Raw genomic sequence first — 17074 nt, 5'->3', positions numbered from 1 at the left:
TATGGAGCGACGGGTAGTGGTCACCGGCATGGGGCTGATCTCGCCCCTGGGCAACAGCGTCCGGGCCAACTGGGAGGCGGCGGTGGCGGGCCGCTCAGGCATCGGCCCGATCACCCGCTTCGACGCCTCCCGCCTGCCGACCCGGTTCGCCGGCGAGGTGCGCGACTTCGACCCCGCGACGGTGATGGACCCCAAGGAGGTCCGGCGGTACGATCCCTTCATCCACTACGCCCTGGCCGCGGCCGCGGAGGCGGTGGAGGACGCGGGCCTCACCTTCGAGGGCGAGCTGGCCGAGCGCACCGGCGTCGTGTTCGGCAGCGGCATGGGCGGTCTGGAGGGCATCGTGGAGAACGCCCTGATCCTGCAGGAGCGGGGCCCCCGGCGGATCTCGCCGTTCTTCGTCCCGCGCTGCATCATCAACAGCGCCGCCGGCCTGATCTCGATGAAGTACGGCGTGCATGGGCCCAACTACGGGACGGTGTCCGCCTGTGCCTCGGCGGGCCACGCCATCGCCGACGCGATGCACATCATCCGTCGCGGCGACGCCGACGTCATGATCACCGGCGGCAGCGAGGCGACCATCACGGAGCTGGCGTTTGCCGGCTTCAGCTCCGCCAAGGCGCTCTCCACCCGGAACGACGACCCCCAGGGCGCCTCCCGCCCGTTTGACGCGGACCGGGACGGCTTTGTCATGAGCGAGGGCGCGGGCTGCCTGGTGCTGGAGGAGCTGGAGCACGCCAGGCGGCGGGGCGCCCGGATCTACGCCGAACTGGCCGGCGCCGGCATGTCGGGGGATGCGTACCACATCACCGCGCCGCACCCGGAGGGCCGGGGCGCGGTCCTGGCGATGAAGGGCGCCCTGCGCAGCGCCCGGCTGAACCCGGAGGACGTGGGCTACATCAACGCGCACGCCACCTCCACCGACCTGGGCGACGTGCAGGAGAGCCTGGCGATCGAGCAGGTCTTCGGCGATCACGCCCGGAAGCTGGCCGTCTCCGGCACCAAGTCGATGCACGGCCACCTCCTGGGGGCGGCGGGGGCCATCGAGGCGATCCTGACCGTGCTCTCGCTGTACCACCAGGTGCTGCTGCCGACCATCAACCTGCACAGGCCCGACCCGGAGTGCCGCTTGGACTACGTGCCCCACACGGCCCGGGAGGTCCGCGGTGTGGAGGCTGCCCTCTGTAACAACTTCGGCTTCGGCGGCACCAACGTGTCGCTCGCGTTCCGCCGCTTTGTCTAGCGCCTCGGCGCCGGGCGCCGTCACGCCCGGCGCCGTTCAGCCTACCGCCCCTCCGCCGCCCGGATGCGCCGCATGATCGACGGGTGGGAGTAGCTGAGGAACTCCACCAGGGGCGGCGGCGCCACGTCCCCGGGATTGGCCCGGGCCAGCTTCTGGAAACTCTGCACCAGCGCCCTGGGGTTCTGCGTGAGCTCCAGGGCGTACCTGTCTGCCCGCACCTCGGCGCGGCGGGAGAGCGCCGCCTGCGCCGGCCCGCCTGCGACGTTGCAGAGGCTGAAGAAGAGCATGAGCAGCGCGATGCCCCGCGGCGCGTGCGGGCCCGGCAGCCCCAGCGGGGCGACCCCTCGCATCGCGCACAGCATCCAGGCCGCCAGCCCCATGGACGCGGCGTCCAGTGCCGCCTGCAGGGCCCATCCCCGGAAGAGGTCCCCATGCACGGCGTGGGAGAGCTCGTGCGCCAGCACGGCCTCCACCTCCGCGGGCGTCAGCTCCCGAAGCAGGGTGTCGTAAAGCAGCACCTGCTTGGTGGGGCCGATCCCGGCCACCATCGCGTTGATCCGGCTGGACTCGTGCCCCACCCGCACCTCCGCCACCTTCTCCACCCGCACGCCGGCCCGCTCCGCCAGGGCCCGGATCATCCCCAGGACCTGGGGATCGTACACGGGGCGCACCTGGTGGAAAAGGGGCAGGAGCAGCACGGGATACAGCACCGCCAGCAGCAGGCTGTAGGCCGCCGTGATCAGGCCGGCCCCCGCCCACCAGCGGCGGGGGCTGCGCCGGATGAGGGCGTAGAGCGCCAGCCAGAGCAGCGTCGAGACGACGGTGTCCAGGGCCAGCCCCAGGAGGTGGTCGCCCAGCCAGCTCAAGCCGCTCCGGCGGGTGAGGCCGTAGGCGCGCTCGTGGACATGGCCCAGGTAATAGGCGAAGGGCAGTTCCACCGCGGCGGTGACGAGCCCGATCCCCACCGCCACCCAGGCGACCTGCCGCCACCACCGGTCCCCGCCGCGCGCCTCCAGTCGGGCGAGCAGCCGGGCCCCCGCCGGGTGGAAGCAGAGCCACGCCAGCGCGCCCAGGGACGCCAGCGCCCTGAGGCTGGCCGCCACCCGGGCCTCCCGGGCGAAGCGCCGCCCCTCCTCCACCAGGGAAGCGGGGAAGTAGTTAAGGGCATCCGCGTCCAGCGGGCGGGGTTCCAGGGTGGCGAACAGGAGCAGCAGGATCAGCCCCATGCCGACGGCGAGCAGCAGGGTCCAGAACCCTTTCAGGGGCAGGGTGGGCTCGCGCACGGGCGGCACCTCCCGGGCAGTCGACTCTACCCCTGTCTATGCCGCTCGTCCCCGGGGTTAGACGCGCGGTGGCGGAGACCGGCTGCAGATCGCTCAGGAGGCTGGCGGTCCGGAGGGCGAAGCCCGGTCCCGCATCCCCTGCCGCTCGGGCGGCTCCGGCCGGTCCGACGCCCCGGGAGCGTCCGGCGCATCCGGCACCGCCCTCACCCGGTCGATGCGGTGCCCGTCCATGCGCACCACCCGCAGCCGCCACCCGCTGACGGCCAGCTCGTCGCCCTCGGACGGGATGGCGCCCAGGTGGTGCAGGATGTACCCCGCCAGAGTCTCGTAGTGGGGGCTGCGGGGAATGGGGATGTGCAACTGCTCAGCCACCTCATCCACCGGCTCGCCGCCGTCCAGCTCCAGCTCCCGCGGCTCTGCCGACGGCGGCGAAGGCTCCTCCGCGATCTCGCCGATGATCTCCTCGAGAAGGTCCTCCATGGTGACCAGCCCGGACACGCCGCCGTACTCGTCGACGACCACGGCCAGCTGCTCGTCGGCCGCCTGCATCTCCTTCAGGAGGCTCAGGGCCTGCTTGGACTCCGGGACGAACCAGGCGGGGCGCATGACGTCCGCGACCGTGCGGAGACCGGCCTGTGGGTCGGCGTGGCGCAGCAGGTCCTTCACGGTGACCATCCCGACGATGTCGTCGTAGTCCTCCCGGTAGACCGGATAGCGCCAGAACCCGTGGCGGCGCACCTCCGCCAGCGCCTCCGGCAGCGGCGCGTCCTGGTGCAGGCAGGCCATCTCGGTGCGGGGGACCATCACCTGGCGGACGCTGCGGTCGCCGAAGGAGAAGACGCCGGCGATCATCCGCTTCTCCGCCTCCTGCAGCCCCGTGTTCTCGGCGACGTACAGCCGCAGCTCCTCCTCCGAGATGCCCGGCTCGGCCGGCTGCGCCTGGCCGCCCAGCAGGCGCACGACCAGGTTGGTGGACGCGGTGAGGAGCGCGACGAACGGCCGGGTCAGGCGGGCGATCAACAGCACCGGGCGGGCCACCAGCAAGGCGACCCGCTCGGGCGACTGCAGCGCGATGCGCTTCGGCACCAGCTCCCCCAGCACGAGCGTCAGGTAGGAGAGGAGCAGCGTCACGGCGACCACGGCGGCGCTGCCGGCCACGGCCGGTGAGACGCCCAGCCGCTGCAGCGCCGCTCCCAGGCCGGCCGAAAGGCCCACCGCGGCGGAGGCGCTGGCCAGGAAGCCCGCCAGGGTGATGCCCACCTGGATGGTCGCAAGGAAGCGGCTCTGGTCCTTCATCAGCTGAAGCAGGGCCCAGGCGGACGGGTTCCCCTGCTCGGCCAGTTGCCGGATCCGCACCGGTCGGGCAGAGACCACGGCGATCTCGCCGGCCGCGAAGAACGCGTTGATGAGGACCAGGCCGAGGATGAGCCCCAGCGCCCGCCAGTGCTGCACGACGGTCCCCCCCGGACGGCTACGATCCGGCCGCGGCGGCCTCCTGGCGCACCCGCTTCAGGGCGGCGCTCCAGGCGATCAGCTGGTCCAGCATGACGTTCAGGGCCGGAAGGTGCACCTCTTCGTTGGGCTTGAACACCTTGAAGTCCTCGAAGTCGGTAAAGAGGGAGAACGACACCTGCTGCCGCACGTGGGCGATCTGCACCTCGGACAGGATGGCGCGCAGGTTCTCGATCGCCCGCGCGCCGCCCAGGCTGCCGTAACCCACCAGGCCTGCGGCCTTGTTGTTCCACTCCAGGTAGAGGTAGTCGATGGCGTTCTTCAGGGCGCCGGAGGTGGCGTGGTTGTACTCCGGCGTCACGAAGATGAAGCCGTCAAAGGAGTCGATCTTCGCCGACCAGCGCCGGGTGTGCTCGTGCTGGTAGTTCTTCCCGTACGACGGCGGCACCGGCTCGTCGTACACGGGCAGGTTGAAGTCCTTCAGGTCCACCAGTTCAAACTCGGCGTCGGTCCGCTTCCGAGCGTGCTCGTAAACCCAGCGGGCCACGGCCTCCCCGTTGCGACCGGGCCGGGTGCTGCCGATGATGATCCCGATTCTGACCACGTTCTTGCCTCCTGCGTGCGTTCTCGTGAGGCGGTCGGTTCGGGCTCCCGGCGCGGCGCGCCCCGCGCGGTTCGGGGCGGGCCTGTGCCCCGCCTGTCAGGCGGAGCCCGGGCCGTCCGGGAACAGTGTCACCGGCGCACACGGCCGCTATGCGCAGGGCCCGCGTCCGGACGGTTCCATACAGCAGCGCAGGCGGGGCCGCAGTCGGCCCCGCCTTCACTTCATCATCCTTGCCCGGGCATTCGTCCACGCCGGAGGGAACTACCCCTCGTTGGGCGGACAGTACTTCCCGAACCAGCGCAGGATCTTATGGAACCGGTCGACCCGCAGGACGGGCGGCCCCTGCCGGGTCAGGTCGTGGTTGGACCGGGGGTGGCGCACCAGCTCGGTGGGCGCCTGCCCGTAAAACTTGATCGCCATGTAGAACTGCTCAGCCTGCTCGATGGGGCAGCGGTAGTCGAACTCCGAGTGCATGATGCAGATGGGCGTCTTCACGTTCTTCACGTAGGCCAGCGGCGAAATCCGCCAGAGCGCCTGCACGCCCTCGGGGGACCAGGGGTCCTCCACCTTGTGCTGGATCTGGTTGAAGAACGGCCCGAAGTCGGGGGTACCGCTGAAGGAGACCCAGTTGGAGATCGAGCGGTGGGTGATGGCCGCGGCGAACCGGTCCGTCTGGGTCACGATCCAGTTGGTCATGAAGCCGCCGTAGGAGCCGCCGGTGACCGCCAGCCGCTTCTCGTCCACCCAGCCGAAGGTGAGCGCGTGGTCCACCGCGTCCATCAGGTCATGGTAGTCCCGGTTGCCGTAGTCGCCCCGAACCGCATCCACGAACGCCTGCCCGTAGCCGGTGGAGCCCCGGGGGTTGATGAAGAGCACGCCGTAGCCGGCCGCGGCGAGCAGCTGCATCTCCTGGTAGAAGGCGTGGCCGTAGCAGGTGTGCGGGCCGCCGTGAATCTCCAGCACCAGCGGGTACTTCTTCCCCTCCTCAAAGCCCACCGGCTTCATCACCCAGCCGTGCAGGTCCCAGCCGTCCCGGGCCTTGAAGTTGAGCTCCTCGACCTCCGGCCACTCGATCTCCGCGAAGAGCGCCGCGTTCACCGCCGTGAGCCGCCGCTCCTCCCCCGTGGTGAGGTCGTGGACGTAAATGTCGCCGATCTCGGAGATCGACCCGGCTGCGAAGGCCAGCCGGCGGCCGCTGCGGTCGAAGGTGCCGCCGTAGATCTCCCGCTCGCCGCCCACCAGGAGCTGCGGCGGGTCGCCGCTGACCGGGAAGGTGTAGACCGCGCAGGCCCCGCGGTGCACCACCGGCACGCAGATCCGGCCGCCGTCCGGCGACCAGGTGACCTCCACGCCCGGGCCGGCCGGACGGACGTCGGCGCCCACGCTGTTGCCGATCTCCAGGTCCCGGTGGTCCAGGATCCGGGGCTCCCCGCCCTCCACCGGGTAGAGGTAGATCCTGGGCAGGGTGGCGTTCTGGTACTCATTCTGGTGGCCGATCGCCGCCAGGGTCTTCCCGTCCGGCGAGAACCGGGCGGCGCGGAAGGCGCCGATGCCGCCGGTGACGTTCCGCGGCCGGAAGGCGGCCTCCGCCTCCTCGGCGGCCTTCCGCAGCTGCTCCGCCAGCGCCTTCGCCTCCTCCTCGCCGGGCTCGGCCGCCCCGGGTTCGGGCGGGGCCACGGAGGCCCGGGCCGCGGGGGAATCCTCGCCCGGCACCGGGGTGATGAAGATGTCGCGGAGGCGGAGGGACTCGTCCTCGGTCCGGTTGGCGCCGAAGGCGATGTACCGGCCGTCCGGCGACCAGGTGGCGCCGCCGTGGTCGTAGTTGCCCCAGGTCACCTGGACCGGCTTGGGCATGGGCTCCCCGTGGCGAGGCACCGGCACCACCCAGATCTGCTGCCAGCGCTCGGGCCGGATGCCGGCTGCGTCGCTGCGCCAGCGCATGATGGTGAAGGTGCGGGCCTCGTCCTTCGCCTTCTTCTCCTCGGCCTTCTTGTCGGCGTCGGTCTTGGCCCGGGTCAGCAGCTCCCGCCGGTCCTCCGGCCCCACGGCGGAGGTGAAGGCGATGTACCGGCCGTCGGGCGACCAGACCGGATCGCCCGCCCCGTGGCGCATCTGGGTAAGCTGCCGGGCCTCGCCGCCGTGCCGGTCGATCAGCCAGATCTGGCGATCGCCTCCCCGGTCGGACACGAAGGCCAGGGTGCGGCCGTCGGGGGACCAGCGGGGCGACGTGTCGTTCTTCGGCCCCTGGGTGAAGGGCACGGGTTCGCCCCCTGCCGCCGGCGCCATCCAGATGCGGGAGCGCGGCTCCTTCGACTCCGGGTCGATGTGCGTACGCACGAAGGCGACGACCTCGCCGTCGGGCGAGATCTGCGGGTCGCTCACGGTCACGAATCTGTACAGGTCTTCGGGAATCAGGCGGCGCTTCGATGCTGACAAGGGCGCGTCCTCCTTTGTCGAGAACTCCCTCGCATTCTTAGACATAGGGGGTGGCTACACCTCCCCCCTCATGGGGAGGGAAAAGCGGTGGGAGCACCGGGCGCCGCATGGGGGGCCGGCGAGGAGCTCACAGCTGCCGCTGGAAGAACTCCCGGAGGGCCTCCGCCGCCTCAAGCTCGTCCTCGCCCTCCACGGTCACCGTCAGGGTGTCCCCGCACTTGACGCCCAGCGTCATGACGGCAAAGATCCCCTTCGCGTCCGCCACCTTTTCGCCCTTTGTGAGCGTAATCCTGGACTTGTACTGCGTGCTGAGACGAACCAGCAGGGCGGCCGGACGGGCATGGAGACCAAGCTCGTCGCGAATTGTGTGGGTAAACTGTTGCATCCCGCTGCCTCCTGATGATGGTCTGCGGACGTCCTCCCGGAGGAGCCTCTGCACAGAATGAGCCTCCGTGCTAGCCCTCGTATAACGTCCGCCCGCGCGAGGCGATCACGTCCCGGTACCAGAAGAAGCTGTCCTTCCTGATGCGCTGCCCCGTTCCCCTGCCCAGGTTGTCCAGGTCCACGTAGATCAAGCCATACCGCTTTTCCATCTCGGCAGAGGAGCAGCTGACGATGTCGATCGGGGACCAGAGGCAGTACCCCATCACGTCCACGCCGTCCCGGATGGCTTCGGCCACCTGCCGGAGATGCTCTGCGATGTACGCGATGCGGTACGAATCGTGAACGCGCCCGTCTGCTTCCACCGCATCCCGGGCCCCGAGCCCGTTCTCGACGATGAAGAGCGGGCACTGGTAGCGGTCGTAATACTGGTTGAGCGCGGTGCGCAGCCCCAGGGGATCGATCTCCCACCCCCACTCGCTCTGGGGGAGGTACGGGTTCACGGATTTGTCGCTCGGGTCCCAGGAGTCCCTTGCGGCGTCGTTGATCTTCGTGTAGTAGTAGCTGAAGCTGAGGAAGTCCATCCTGTGCTGCGCAAGGAGGTCCAGGTCTCCCGGTTCCATGGCGATCCGGATGCCGTGATCCCGGAAGAACCGGAGCGCATAACCCGGGTAAGACCCACGCATCGCCACGTCCCCGAAGAAGTACTGCATCTGGTTCTTGCGGTAGCTGAAGAGCACATCCTCCGGCTTGCAGGTCGCCGGGTGCGCGATCTTGTCGCTGAGCATCGTGCCGACCATCAGGCCGGGATAGCGCCGGCTGATCCGCTTGGCGTGCGCCTGGGCCAGGAACTGGTGGTGAACCGCCTGGTAGGTCGCCTCCAGCATGTGGGCGTGGTCTTCTCCGAGGATGCCCAGGGAGTTGAACGTGGTCAGGTTGATCTGGTTGAAGGTGATCCAGTACTTGACTTTGCTGTGGTAGCGCTCAAAGAGCACCTCGCAGAACCGTGCGTAGAAGTCGACCAGCTTGCGGTTGTACCAGCCGCCGTACTCCAGGCAGAGCGCGAGCGGCATCTCGTAGTGCGAGATCGTCATGACGGGCTCCATGCCGTTCTCGATGATGGCGTCGATCAGCTGGTCGTAATAGGCCAGACCGGCCTCGTTGGGCGTACGCTCGTCGCCCCGGGGGAAGATGCGCGCCCAGTTGAACGACGTCCGGAAGCACTGGAGCCCGCATTCCTTCATCAGGGCGAGGTCCTGGCGAAACGTATAGTAGAAGTCGATCCCCCGCTGCTTGGGGTAGTGGAGGCCGGGCACGATCCGCAGCGCATCCCGGCTGTCCTTCACCGTGGCATCTTCTTTGCGGTCATCCCGGGACTTGACCGGAACGTAGGGGTGGACGTCGGCGATGGACAGGCCCTTGCCATCCTTGTCAAAAGCGCCCTCGGCCTGGTTCGCCGCGATGGCCCCGCCGAACAGGAACTGGTCGGGAAAGAGAAAGGGGACGCCGCTCATCGGCCTGCCTCCAGCTGCGCCAGCCGCCGGTCGATGTTGATGAAGATGGCCAGCAGACTGCGCGCGAGGTTCAGTTCCGAACCGACCACCATCAACGTGTCCTGAGCATGGTTAAACAGCAGTGACGGCGGCAACGACCCGGCAGCCACTTCGTGCTGGATGACCTCCGTCTGCTGACGGTGAGCCGACTTCAGCTTCTCGAAAGCCGCACGCAGGTGCTCGTCCGCAGACTCGAAGTCCCGCTGCCCCATGGCCTCGAAGGCCTTGGTGACGAAGTCCCGGGCGTCGCCGGCGTCGAGGATGATGCGCATCGCAATGAGGTTGAGCTGTTCCAGGTTCTCCATATAGAACGGAATCCCCCCAGACGGTGATTAAGGAACGGGGCGGCAGCACGTGCCGCCCCCTTTCCCGGACGAAACGCTAATCGGCCGCTGCCTGAGCTTCCTTCGCCGCTTCCTGGCTGTCGTACAGCTTGAAGAAGGGGAACCAGATGGCCAGGGAGACCAAGAAGTTGACGGCGGTCAGGATGAGGCCCGAAACGCTCTTGGTCACGAGCCAGCTGGAGATGCCGATCGGGACGTACCACATGGTGAAGACCTCGGTGGGGATGGGGACCAGCCCGGTCTTCAGGGCGAAGTAGGTGATCAACGGGAGAATCAGGCCGTTGAGCCACATGGGGATCATGAGGATCGGGTTCCAGGCGACGGTGCCGAACACGACCGGCTCGTTGATGTTGAGCACTGCCGGTACCGAGGACGCCCGGCCCAGGGCCTTCAGGCGCTTGGAGTGCGCAAACAGGAGGAGCAGCACCAGCGAGAGCGTGGCGCCACGGCCGCCGAGGCTCAAAAACGCGTACGTGGTTTCCGCCGTGAACGGGTACTGCGCCACAGCGCCGGCTGCCGCCGCCTCGGCGTTCGCGTTGATGGCGAAGAGCTGCACGGGGTTCAGGATGGGCTGGAAGACCCAGCCGCTGATGCCCATGGAGTAGAAGACGGTGGGAATCAGGTACAGGAGGATCATGCCCGGCAGCGACTGGGCGATGCTCATCAGCGGCGTGAACAGGGCGACGATCGCGCTGTAGATGTCAAAGCCCCAGCGGATGACGACCAGCCAGCCAACGAACACCACGACGAAGATGGGGAGCATCGAGTCGAACCACTCTTTGACGAAGTCCGGCATCACGCTGTCTTCCTTGAAGAACGTGAGTCGCCGGAACAGCAGCATGACGGCGGCGGTGAAGAGCCCCGCCACGATGGCGACGAACATGCCGCCGGCGCCGAAGCCCGAGAAGTTGAACACGTAGCCCTGGTCCGTGACCGTAGGGTTCAGCATGATAAAGAACAGGGCGATACCGGTGAAGCCGGCGACAAACTTCGTCTTATGGACGTTCTTGAGCTCGAGGATGTAGTACGGCACGCAGAACACCATGAACAGGGAGATGAGCCCGAAGGTGTAGGTGCTGATGGGCCTCAGGTCCGGCAGGCTGGGCGCGAAGTTGCGGACGACGTTGTAGATCGTGATGAGCGATCCCACCAGAACCATGGGAAGGGCCTTGAGAATGGCCTTCTGCAAGCCAGAGATCCAAGCGTTGTTCGCCACTTTCTCGGTAGCCGGTCCGACCGAATTCTGCATCCAGTCCATGAACCGCTGCATGAAGCTCATGGGGGTCGACTCCCTCCTCTAGGTGCTGCTGCCCAGGATCTGGTTCAGAACGGATTCTCCGTCCAACATCGCGTAGCTGCGCTCATCAACCAGGACGACCTTCACCTGGTACGGGGCCGCCTTGCTCTCGATGTCACGGAAACGATGCTTCAAGTGAGGACCGATGAGGAGGACATCAATGTCATTCAGATAATCATCAATCTGCGTGTCGCTGACGGCCTTGATGGTCGCCTCGATTCCCCGGCTTTTCGCCGCCTTTCGCATGCTCTGTGCAAGAAAGCCACTGGATGCACCCATCCCGCAGGCCAACAGGATGAACACCGCGTGCAACTCCCCTTTCTCAGCCCGCCGTCGGTGGTCCGTCATGACGGAGTCCGGGCCGTGGTCCCAGGCTCAGTGTTCTGGCGCTGTGTTTGAACCTTCAAATCAACGAACTTCCTAGCCTGCGGAAAAGCGTGTACGTTCCCAAGCAAAAGAGCCTACCCAGATCTGGGTAGGCATCTCGCTTGTCGTGGGGTCACGAGATAAACTGCTGATCCAACAGAAACCGCGTCAGGGTCTGGAGGAAGGCCTCGTAGCTGTCGCACTGAATCAGCTGACGGGTTGCGATCTCGTTGCAGAGAACCGAGACGAGGTCACTGAAGAACTCCTGAAACGTGTTGCGATCGTCCTTGCACACGCCGATCAAGATGATGATCCGTACGTCGAAGTTCCCCCACCGCATCGGCCGCTCGTTGACAACGATCGACAAGAAGGAACGGGTTGCGCTGTGCTGCAGGGAGTGCGGGATCGCAACCTGGTTCGGAAAAGCGGTGGACGACATCGCCTCACGATCCAACACCTCTTGCTCGAAGGAAGGCGGACACAATCCCAGGTGGGCGCACTCCTGCGTCAGTATGCGGATCATTGCGAACTCGTCCTCAGCATAGACGTTCCGCCTGAACAGGGCCGGCACGGCAAAGCGCTGGATATGGTCCCGGACGGAGGCCGCCCGCATGTCCAGCCGGATCTCCTCAATCTTCCTGCGGATGACCTTCAGGTCGGCTTCGGTGGGAAAGACGTTGACGTATACCACGGGCAACCCTTCGACCACGGTCTCGGGCACGGTGGAGATGATCAACTGGCAATCGTAGGGTGCGAAGGCAAACTCCCGCACCGGCACGGCCGCGACGATGTTCAGGTCCTGGTCAAGAGCCTGTTGGATCTTGGTCAGCACCGGTTCGTGCATGTTGTGGTAGTCGGCGTAGACAAACAGGGTGTTGATCCGCCCGCGGTCGGCCTTGTTCTGCTCCAGATAGGCCCCGATGTGGAACGCGATGAAGACAATCTCGTCGTCGGGGACGTGGATCCCCTCGATCTCCCGGAGCTGATTGGCGACGAGCACAGCCATGTCATAGATCAAGGGGTATGTCGTCTTGAACTTCCCGACGAGGGGATTCTTGACGTGAGAGCCGGTCAATGCCCTTTGGATCAGGTTGCGGATGTGTATGGTAAACTGGATGACAAAATCATCGTCGAACGGCTCCAGGTAGAAGGTGTCCTCCAAGCGCCGCAGGGCCATCTTGGCGAGCAGGATGTACTTCTCCTCGATGTACTCGCGAATATTGGTGGGTGTAATTAGCTTGTACTTCAGCAGATTGCTGTTGGTGGAAATGGTAAGGGCGACATAGTACAGTTCGGCGTCGGTGAGCACGACGCCGTAGTTCTCCCGGACGTACTCCCCGATGCAGAGGGCGACCTCGTACTCCTTGCGGTCGCGGAGGGTACTCAGCGGAACATTTTCGGTAATGCTCTCTCCGTTGGCGACGCGCTCCAGCGTCACGACCAGATGGATGACGATGTTCCGGAACCCGTAGTCGTCGGCGTAGATGCCAAACCGCTTCAGCAGTCCGCGGGCGTACCGCTCAAACTCCGTGTACCGGTCGACGGTGCCCTCGAAAAACTCGTCCAACGCCACCGACAGGACGCTCTGCTGATCGCTGGAAAGCAGGTGGCTGATGTACTTCCGCTTCTGCCTCTCCATCCCCGCGATCAGGATCTGGTCCGACTCCCGGAAGACCTTCAGGGCGAACGGCCGGAGGGCTTCGCGCACCTTGGTCAGGTCGCGCTCCAGCGTAGCATCGCTGACGCACAGCTCTTCAGCCAGGTCGTAGAAGTTCACGCTCCCCCGCGAGGAGACCAGGCGCCTGGCGATCAGGCTGACGCGATCTTCGGGCTTCAGGTCGTCACGGCTCCTGTGGGGCTCTGGGATGACAGCGGCTGACCGGTTGTACCGGTATCCCTTGTAGCTCGACAGGATGAGTGGTTCGTCACGCCCCCCGTTGATCGCCACGACGTAGTTGCGAATGGTGCGGGTCGATACCTGGAGCATTCTGGCCAGAGTCGAAGCCGGGACCCAGTCTTCCTGCCTCCGCAGGATGCCGATCAGATCGCTTTTGTTGCCCATCGCGCCAACCCCCGACTGCTTCTGTGGTTGCGAATCTGTCTCTGAGAGCGGCAGACCTCTGATTACTTGCAGACACGAAAAGCCTGTAATCTTTAGCATAGGCGAGCCACCCCGAACGGTCAAGGAAAGGCGGTCCACAGGGGTTGGACTCCGCACGTGGTGAAAGGAGCAGAACCGTTGGCTGAACTTCGTCTGCGGGCCACCTTTCTCGAACGCCCCAACCGCTTCGTCGCCCGGGTCCGCCTGGAGGACGGCCGGGAGGTGCCGGTGCACGTGGCCTCATCGGGCCGTATGAAGGAGCTTCTGGTGCCCGGTGCGCCGGTGATCGTGACGCTGCAAGGCGACGCGTCTGCGCAGCCAACCCGGCCGTTCGGGGGCCGGAAGACCGCCGGCAGGCTGCTCATGGTCCGTACCGGGTCCACCTGGGTCTCGGTGGATACATCCTTGCCCGGGAAGCTCTTCCACCAGGCGGTGGTCGCGGGGAGCTGCGCTCCCTTCGCCGGGTACACCGAGGTACGTCCCGAGTACCGGTACGGCGGCAGCCGCATCGATTTCCTGCTGACCGCGCCGGACCTGCCCCCGTGCCTGGTGGAGGTGAAGTCCGTCACCTCCGTGCTGCCGGACGCGGACGGCGCCCGCGTGGCGCGGTTCCCGGACGCGCCGACGGCCCGCGGCGCCCGCCACCTGGACGAACTGGCCGGGGCCGTGCGGGAAGGGTACAGGGCGGCCGTCTGCTTCATCACGCAGCGGGACGACGCCCAGGCCTTCGGCCCGTGGGACGAGATCGATCCGTTCTTCGGTGAAACCCTGCGCAAAGTGGCTCGGGCCGGGGTGGAGATCCGGGCCTTCGTCACGCACGTGACCCCGGAGGGCGCCGTCCTGGGCGGGGAGCTTCCCGTACGGCTGGCGCGGTGAGGACCGGGTGGCCGGCAGGAGATCTGTCCTCGCAAGGCTAAAGGAAAGCACGACCAACATTACGTACTCAAACTATTAACGTCTCGTGGCATAATGGGAGAAAAGCATCATCTTGGCATCTCGGTATCTGGAGGTAGCCCCAATGCGCAGGCAGGTCCGATCCGGAATCGCGTGGAAACTGCTCGCCTCTCCCCTGGTTCTCATCGCGCTCCTGATCGCCGTGGGCTTCGTCAGCCGGCTCGCGACCCAGACGCTGCTGCGGGAACTCGAAGGCATCGACCGGAGCTACGCGCTGGCCATCGGGGCCCAGAAGCTCCAGGCCGACCTGCTGCGTGAGGCCACCGGCATCGCCAACTACGTGCTGTACGCCGACTCCCGTGACATCGCCGACTACCAGGCCGCCGGTACACGGGTGCCGGAGACGTTGCAACAGCTGCTGGAGATCGCCGAGGACGAAACGGTCCGTCAGCAGTTGCTGGACATCCAGGAGAAGCACGGCGCCTACACCGACGCCGTGGACAGGATTCGGAACCACCTGCGCAGCCAGCGCCAGTCCCAGGCCATCCTCCTCATGCAGACGGAGGCCGTCCCGACCCTCCGGGAGATGACCGCGGCCGTGGACAGCCTGGTGGAGTCGCTGACGTCGGGGACTTCGGCCGATCTCACCGGCAGCCGGAACCTGGCGGGCGTCCTGGACGTGGGCGTGATCGCCGCCTCGTTCGCCGCCGTGGTCCTCGGCCTGGCGGTGGCCCTGGTCATGTCCCGCCGGCTGCTCCGGCCGATCCGGAACCTGTCGGAAGCCGCGGCGGCGATCGCGGCCGGCAACCTGTCCGCTCAGGAGGTGACCGTCACCTCGCAGGATGAGGTCGGCAACACCATCCGGGCGTTCAACGAGATGGCCCGGAACCTGCACGACGTGCTGCAGCGGGTCAGCCGCAGCGCCGAGGCGGTGAGAGCGGCCTCGGTCGAGCTGACCGGGTTCGCCCGGTCGTCGGCGGAGGCGGCCGCATCGACCGCCGAGGCCATCGGCCACGTGGCGTCGGGGGCGTCGCAGCAGGCCCACGAGACCTCCGAGGTCAACATCACGGTCGGGCGGCTGCAGGAGATCATCGGCTCCATCGCCGAAGGTGCCGCCCGGTCGGCGGAGGACATCCGACAGGCCACGGAACTGCTGAAACACATGACCGAAAGCCTGGACCAGATGGCCCAGCGGGTATGGAGTACCGCAGAGCGGGCGGCTCAGGCGATGGAGCAGGCGCGGTCCGGCGCGGACGTCATCGAGCGGACGCTGGACGAAATGGTGGCCACCGACGAGGTGGTGGCCCACGCAGCAGGGCGCATGCGGGAGCTGGAGCGGCTCCTGGGCCAGATCGGCACGATCAGTGAGACCATCATGGAGATCGCCGACCAGACCAACCTGCTGGCCCTGAACGCGGCCATCGAGGCGGCCCGGGCCGGGGATCACGGCCGAGGGTTCGCGGTGGTGGCCGACGAGGTGCGGAAGCTGGCGGAGCGGTCGTCCACTTCGGCCGAGGAGATCACGACGCTCATCCGGAACATCCAGGAGGGCACGGCGGAGGCCGTCGCCGCCATGGAAGCGGGGACACAGCGGCTTGCCGCCGGAACCAAGCTGGCAGGCGAGGCCGGCAACTCCCTGGCGGTGATCCTGGACGCCGTGCACAAGGCCGCGGCGGACATGGACGACGTGGCCGTGGACGTGGAGAAGAGCAAGGCGATGGCCGGCGAGGTGATGGCCACCTTCCAGGTCGTATCCGAGACGGTCCGGGCCAACAACGAGGCGACCGGGGAGCTGATTGCGGGGGCGGCGCAGGTGACCGCCGCGGTGGACCGCATCGCCCAGGTATCCCAGGAGAATGCCGCCGTCGCCCAGGAGGTGGCCTCCTCGGTGGAGGCGATGAACGAATCCGCCGAGCGGGTCGCGGAGGCTGCGCAGCGGCTGGCGGAGACCGCGGAAGAGATGCGGGAGCAGGTGGGGCGGTTCAGGATCTAACCGGACTGTGCAAAAGGCGGGAACGGCGTACGCTGCCGTTCCCGCCTTCTGCCTTGCCGCACCGGCACTCCCCTCACGGTACCTCAGCCCGATGTCGTCAGCCGTATCGGACCAGCCGCCAGGTGCCGAACTCGTACTGCGGCACCGGCGGGTCGGCGTCGGGTATGGATTGTGGGTCCCCGCCGCTCACCGCCTCCCCGGCAGGGGCTCCCCCTTCGCCCGCGCCGTCGGCAGAAGCGGCCGGGACGGTCTCCGAACCGGTGGCTTCCCTGTCGGGCGCACCGCCCCGATCCGAAGGGCCCACGCGCAGGGTCTCCAAGGCCCGGGCGCCTTCGTCCGAAACCGCCCCGCCGCCGGCCGGCCTGCTGACTCCGTCCCACGATCTCACCACGATCACGTCGCCGTGGGTCACCATGGGCTGATGTGCGTTCGCCCTTTCCCTGGCCCTCGCCATGCCCGGCTCACCTCCTGGTGCAGTGTATGCCCTTCGGGCTCGGTGCCTTTGCCAAGGGCAAGACCGGCCATTCGTCTTCCGCGCGGATTGACCTTGACTTTCTTTGATCTTTGGTGCTAGAATGGTGCTGGCACCGGAGGGAAGGACTCCCACCCCGGGCCCCAACTACACAAGAGAAAGGGGTATGGCCATGATGTACTACCCGATGCGTCAGTGGAACCCGTTCGACCTGTTCGACCGGATGCTTTCCCAGTGGCAGCACGTCCTGGGTAGCTTCTGGCCTGCCGTACCCTCTCTTCCCTCGCTGGACCAGATGGACGTACAGCAGGGCGACCAGGACGCCGTGATCCGGATTGAGGTGCCGGGCATCAGCCCCGAGGACCTGTCCGTAACCGTCGACGGCAACATGCTCACCATCCGCGCCGTTCACCGCGCCATCCCGATGGGCGGTGAGGAAGGCGGTGCGCAGGGCGTGGCCACCTACCAGCGGTCCTTCACGCTGCCGCCCAGCGTCGACGCCGACAAGATCACCGCCCGCTACCACCACGGGGTGCTGGAGATCCGGCTGCCGCGGACCCAGGGCCAGGGCGGCCGGCAGATCCCCATCGACCTGGCGTGACCCGCCTGCAGATCCCGGATCCCGGACCGCACCGGCCCGCCCCCTCCGCGGGGG

15 protein-coding genes are annotated in these 17074 nt (G+C 67.1%); 4 read left to right on the top strand and 11 right to left on the bottom strand.

What is annotated here, in order from left to right:
* The first annotated feature begins 1 nt into the window (after position 1).
* Positions 2-1243 (top strand): beta-ketoacyl-ACP synthase II, encoded by a 1242-nt coding sequence (gene fabF / locus STH_RS04920; protein ID WP_011195092.1) that lies wholly within the window; start codon positions 2-4, stop codon positions 1241-1243.
* Positions 1244-1284: 41 nt separating this feature from the next.
* Here fabF and STH_RS04915 read toward each other — a convergent pair whose 3' ends face one another.
* The 10 genes from STH_RS04915 to STH_RS04870 form a co-directional block, all read right to left on the bottom strand.
* Positions 1285-2526: a M48 family metalloprotease gene (locus STH_RS04915; RefSeq protein WP_011195091.1), complete on the bottom strand. Its 1242-nt coding sequence runs from the start codon at positions 2524-2526 to the stop codon at positions 1285-1287.
* A 93-nt stretch (positions 2527-2619) separates the two neighbouring features.
* Positions 2620-3978, bottom strand: a complete 1359-nt coding sequence (locus tag STH_RS04910) for a hemolysin family protein (RefSeq protein ID WP_011195090.1) — start codon at positions 3976-3978, stop codon at positions 2620-2622.
* 19 nt (positions 3979-3997) lie between these two features.
* Entirely contained in the window at positions 3998-4582 is a 585-nt protein-coding gene (locus tag STH_RS04905; protein WP_011195089.1) for an NADPH-dependent FMN reductase, read from the bottom strand.
* A 261-nt stretch (positions 4583-4843) separates the two neighbouring features.
* The gene (locus tag STH_RS04900) at positions 4844-7018 is read right to left on the bottom strand and encodes a S9 family peptidase (protein WP_043713433.1); all 2175 of its coding nucleotides are present in this window, start codon (positions 7016-7018) and stop codon (positions 4844-4846) included.
* Positions 7019-7145: 127 nt separating this feature from the next.
* Positions 7146-7403, bottom strand: a complete 258-nt coding sequence (locus tag STH_RS04895) for an HPr family phosphocarrier protein (RefSeq protein WP_011195087.1) — start codon at positions 7401-7403, stop codon at positions 7146-7148.
* A gap of 70 nt (positions 7404-7473) precedes the next feature.
* Positions 7474-8913: a glycoside hydrolase family 1 protein gene (locus STH_RS04890; RefSeq protein WP_011195086.1), complete on the bottom strand. Its 1440-nt coding sequence runs from the start codon at positions 8911-8913 to the stop codon at positions 7474-7476.
* Positions 8910-9257, bottom strand: coding sequence for a PTS lactose/cellobiose transporter subunit IIA (locus STH_RS04885; RefSeq protein ID WP_011195085.1), 348 nt, complete (start codon positions 9255-9257; stop codon positions 8910-8912). The genes STH_RS04890 and STH_RS04885 overlap by 4 nt, the downstream gene beginning before the upstream one ends.
* Positions 9258-9333: 76 nt before the next feature.
* Positions 9334-10575: a PTS sugar transporter subunit IIC gene (locus STH_RS04880; protein ID WP_011195084.1), complete on the bottom strand. Its 1242-nt coding sequence runs from the start codon at positions 10573-10575 to the stop codon at positions 9334-9336.
* Between the two features lie 18 nt (positions 10576-10593).
* Positions 10594-10896 (bottom strand): PTS sugar transporter subunit IIB, encoded by a 303-nt coding sequence (locus tag STH_RS04875; protein WP_011195083.1) that lies wholly within the window; start codon positions 10894-10896, stop codon positions 10594-10596.
* Between the two features lie 196 nt (positions 10897-11092).
* Positions 11093-13021 (bottom strand): BglG family transcription antiterminator, encoded by a 1929-nt coding sequence (locus tag STH_RS04870; protein ID WP_011195082.1) that lies wholly within the window; start codon positions 13019-13021, stop codon positions 11093-11095.
* Between the two features lie 177 nt (positions 13022-13198).
* On the opposite strand from STH_RS04870, the gene sfsA reads away from it, so the two are divergent.
* A complete protein-coding gene (gene sfsA / locus STH_RS04865; protein ID WP_050742121.1) occupies positions 13199-13936 on the top strand; it encodes a DNA/RNA nuclease SfsA in 738 nt (245 codons plus the stop codon).
* Positions 13937-14078: 142 nt separating this feature from the next.
* A complete protein-coding gene (locus tag STH_RS04860) occupies positions 14079-15947 on the top strand; it encodes a methyl-accepting chemotaxis protein (protein ID WP_011195080.1) in 1869 nt (622 codons plus the stop codon).
* A gap of 97 nt (positions 15948-16044) precedes the next feature.
* Here the strand turns inward: STH_RS04860 and STH_RS04855 are convergent, their stop codons facing one another.
* The gene (locus STH_RS04855; protein WP_043713430.1) at positions 16045-16401 is read right to left on the bottom strand and encodes a hypothetical protein; all 357 of its coding nucleotides are present in this window, start codon (positions 16399-16401) and stop codon (positions 16045-16047) included.
* Positions 16402-16585: 184 nt separating this feature from the next.
* Between STH_RS04855 and STH_RS04850 the strand changes: the two genes are divergently transcribed.
* Entirely contained in the window at positions 16586-17020 is a 435-nt protein-coding gene (locus tag STH_RS04850; protein WP_043713427.1) for an Hsp20/alpha crystallin family protein, read from the top strand.
* The last annotated feature ends 54 nt before the right edge of the window (positions 17021-17074 follow it).

Origin of the sequence: Symbiobacterium thermophilum IAM 14863, assembly GCF_000009905.1 — a bacterium.
GTDB classification, from domain to species: Bacteria; Bacillota; Sulfobacillia; order Symbiobacteriales; family Symbiobacteriaceae; genus Symbiobacterium; species Symbiobacterium thermophilum.
Note: the sequence above shows the minus strand (reverse complement) of the source record. Positions and strands in the feature narration are given on the sequence as shown.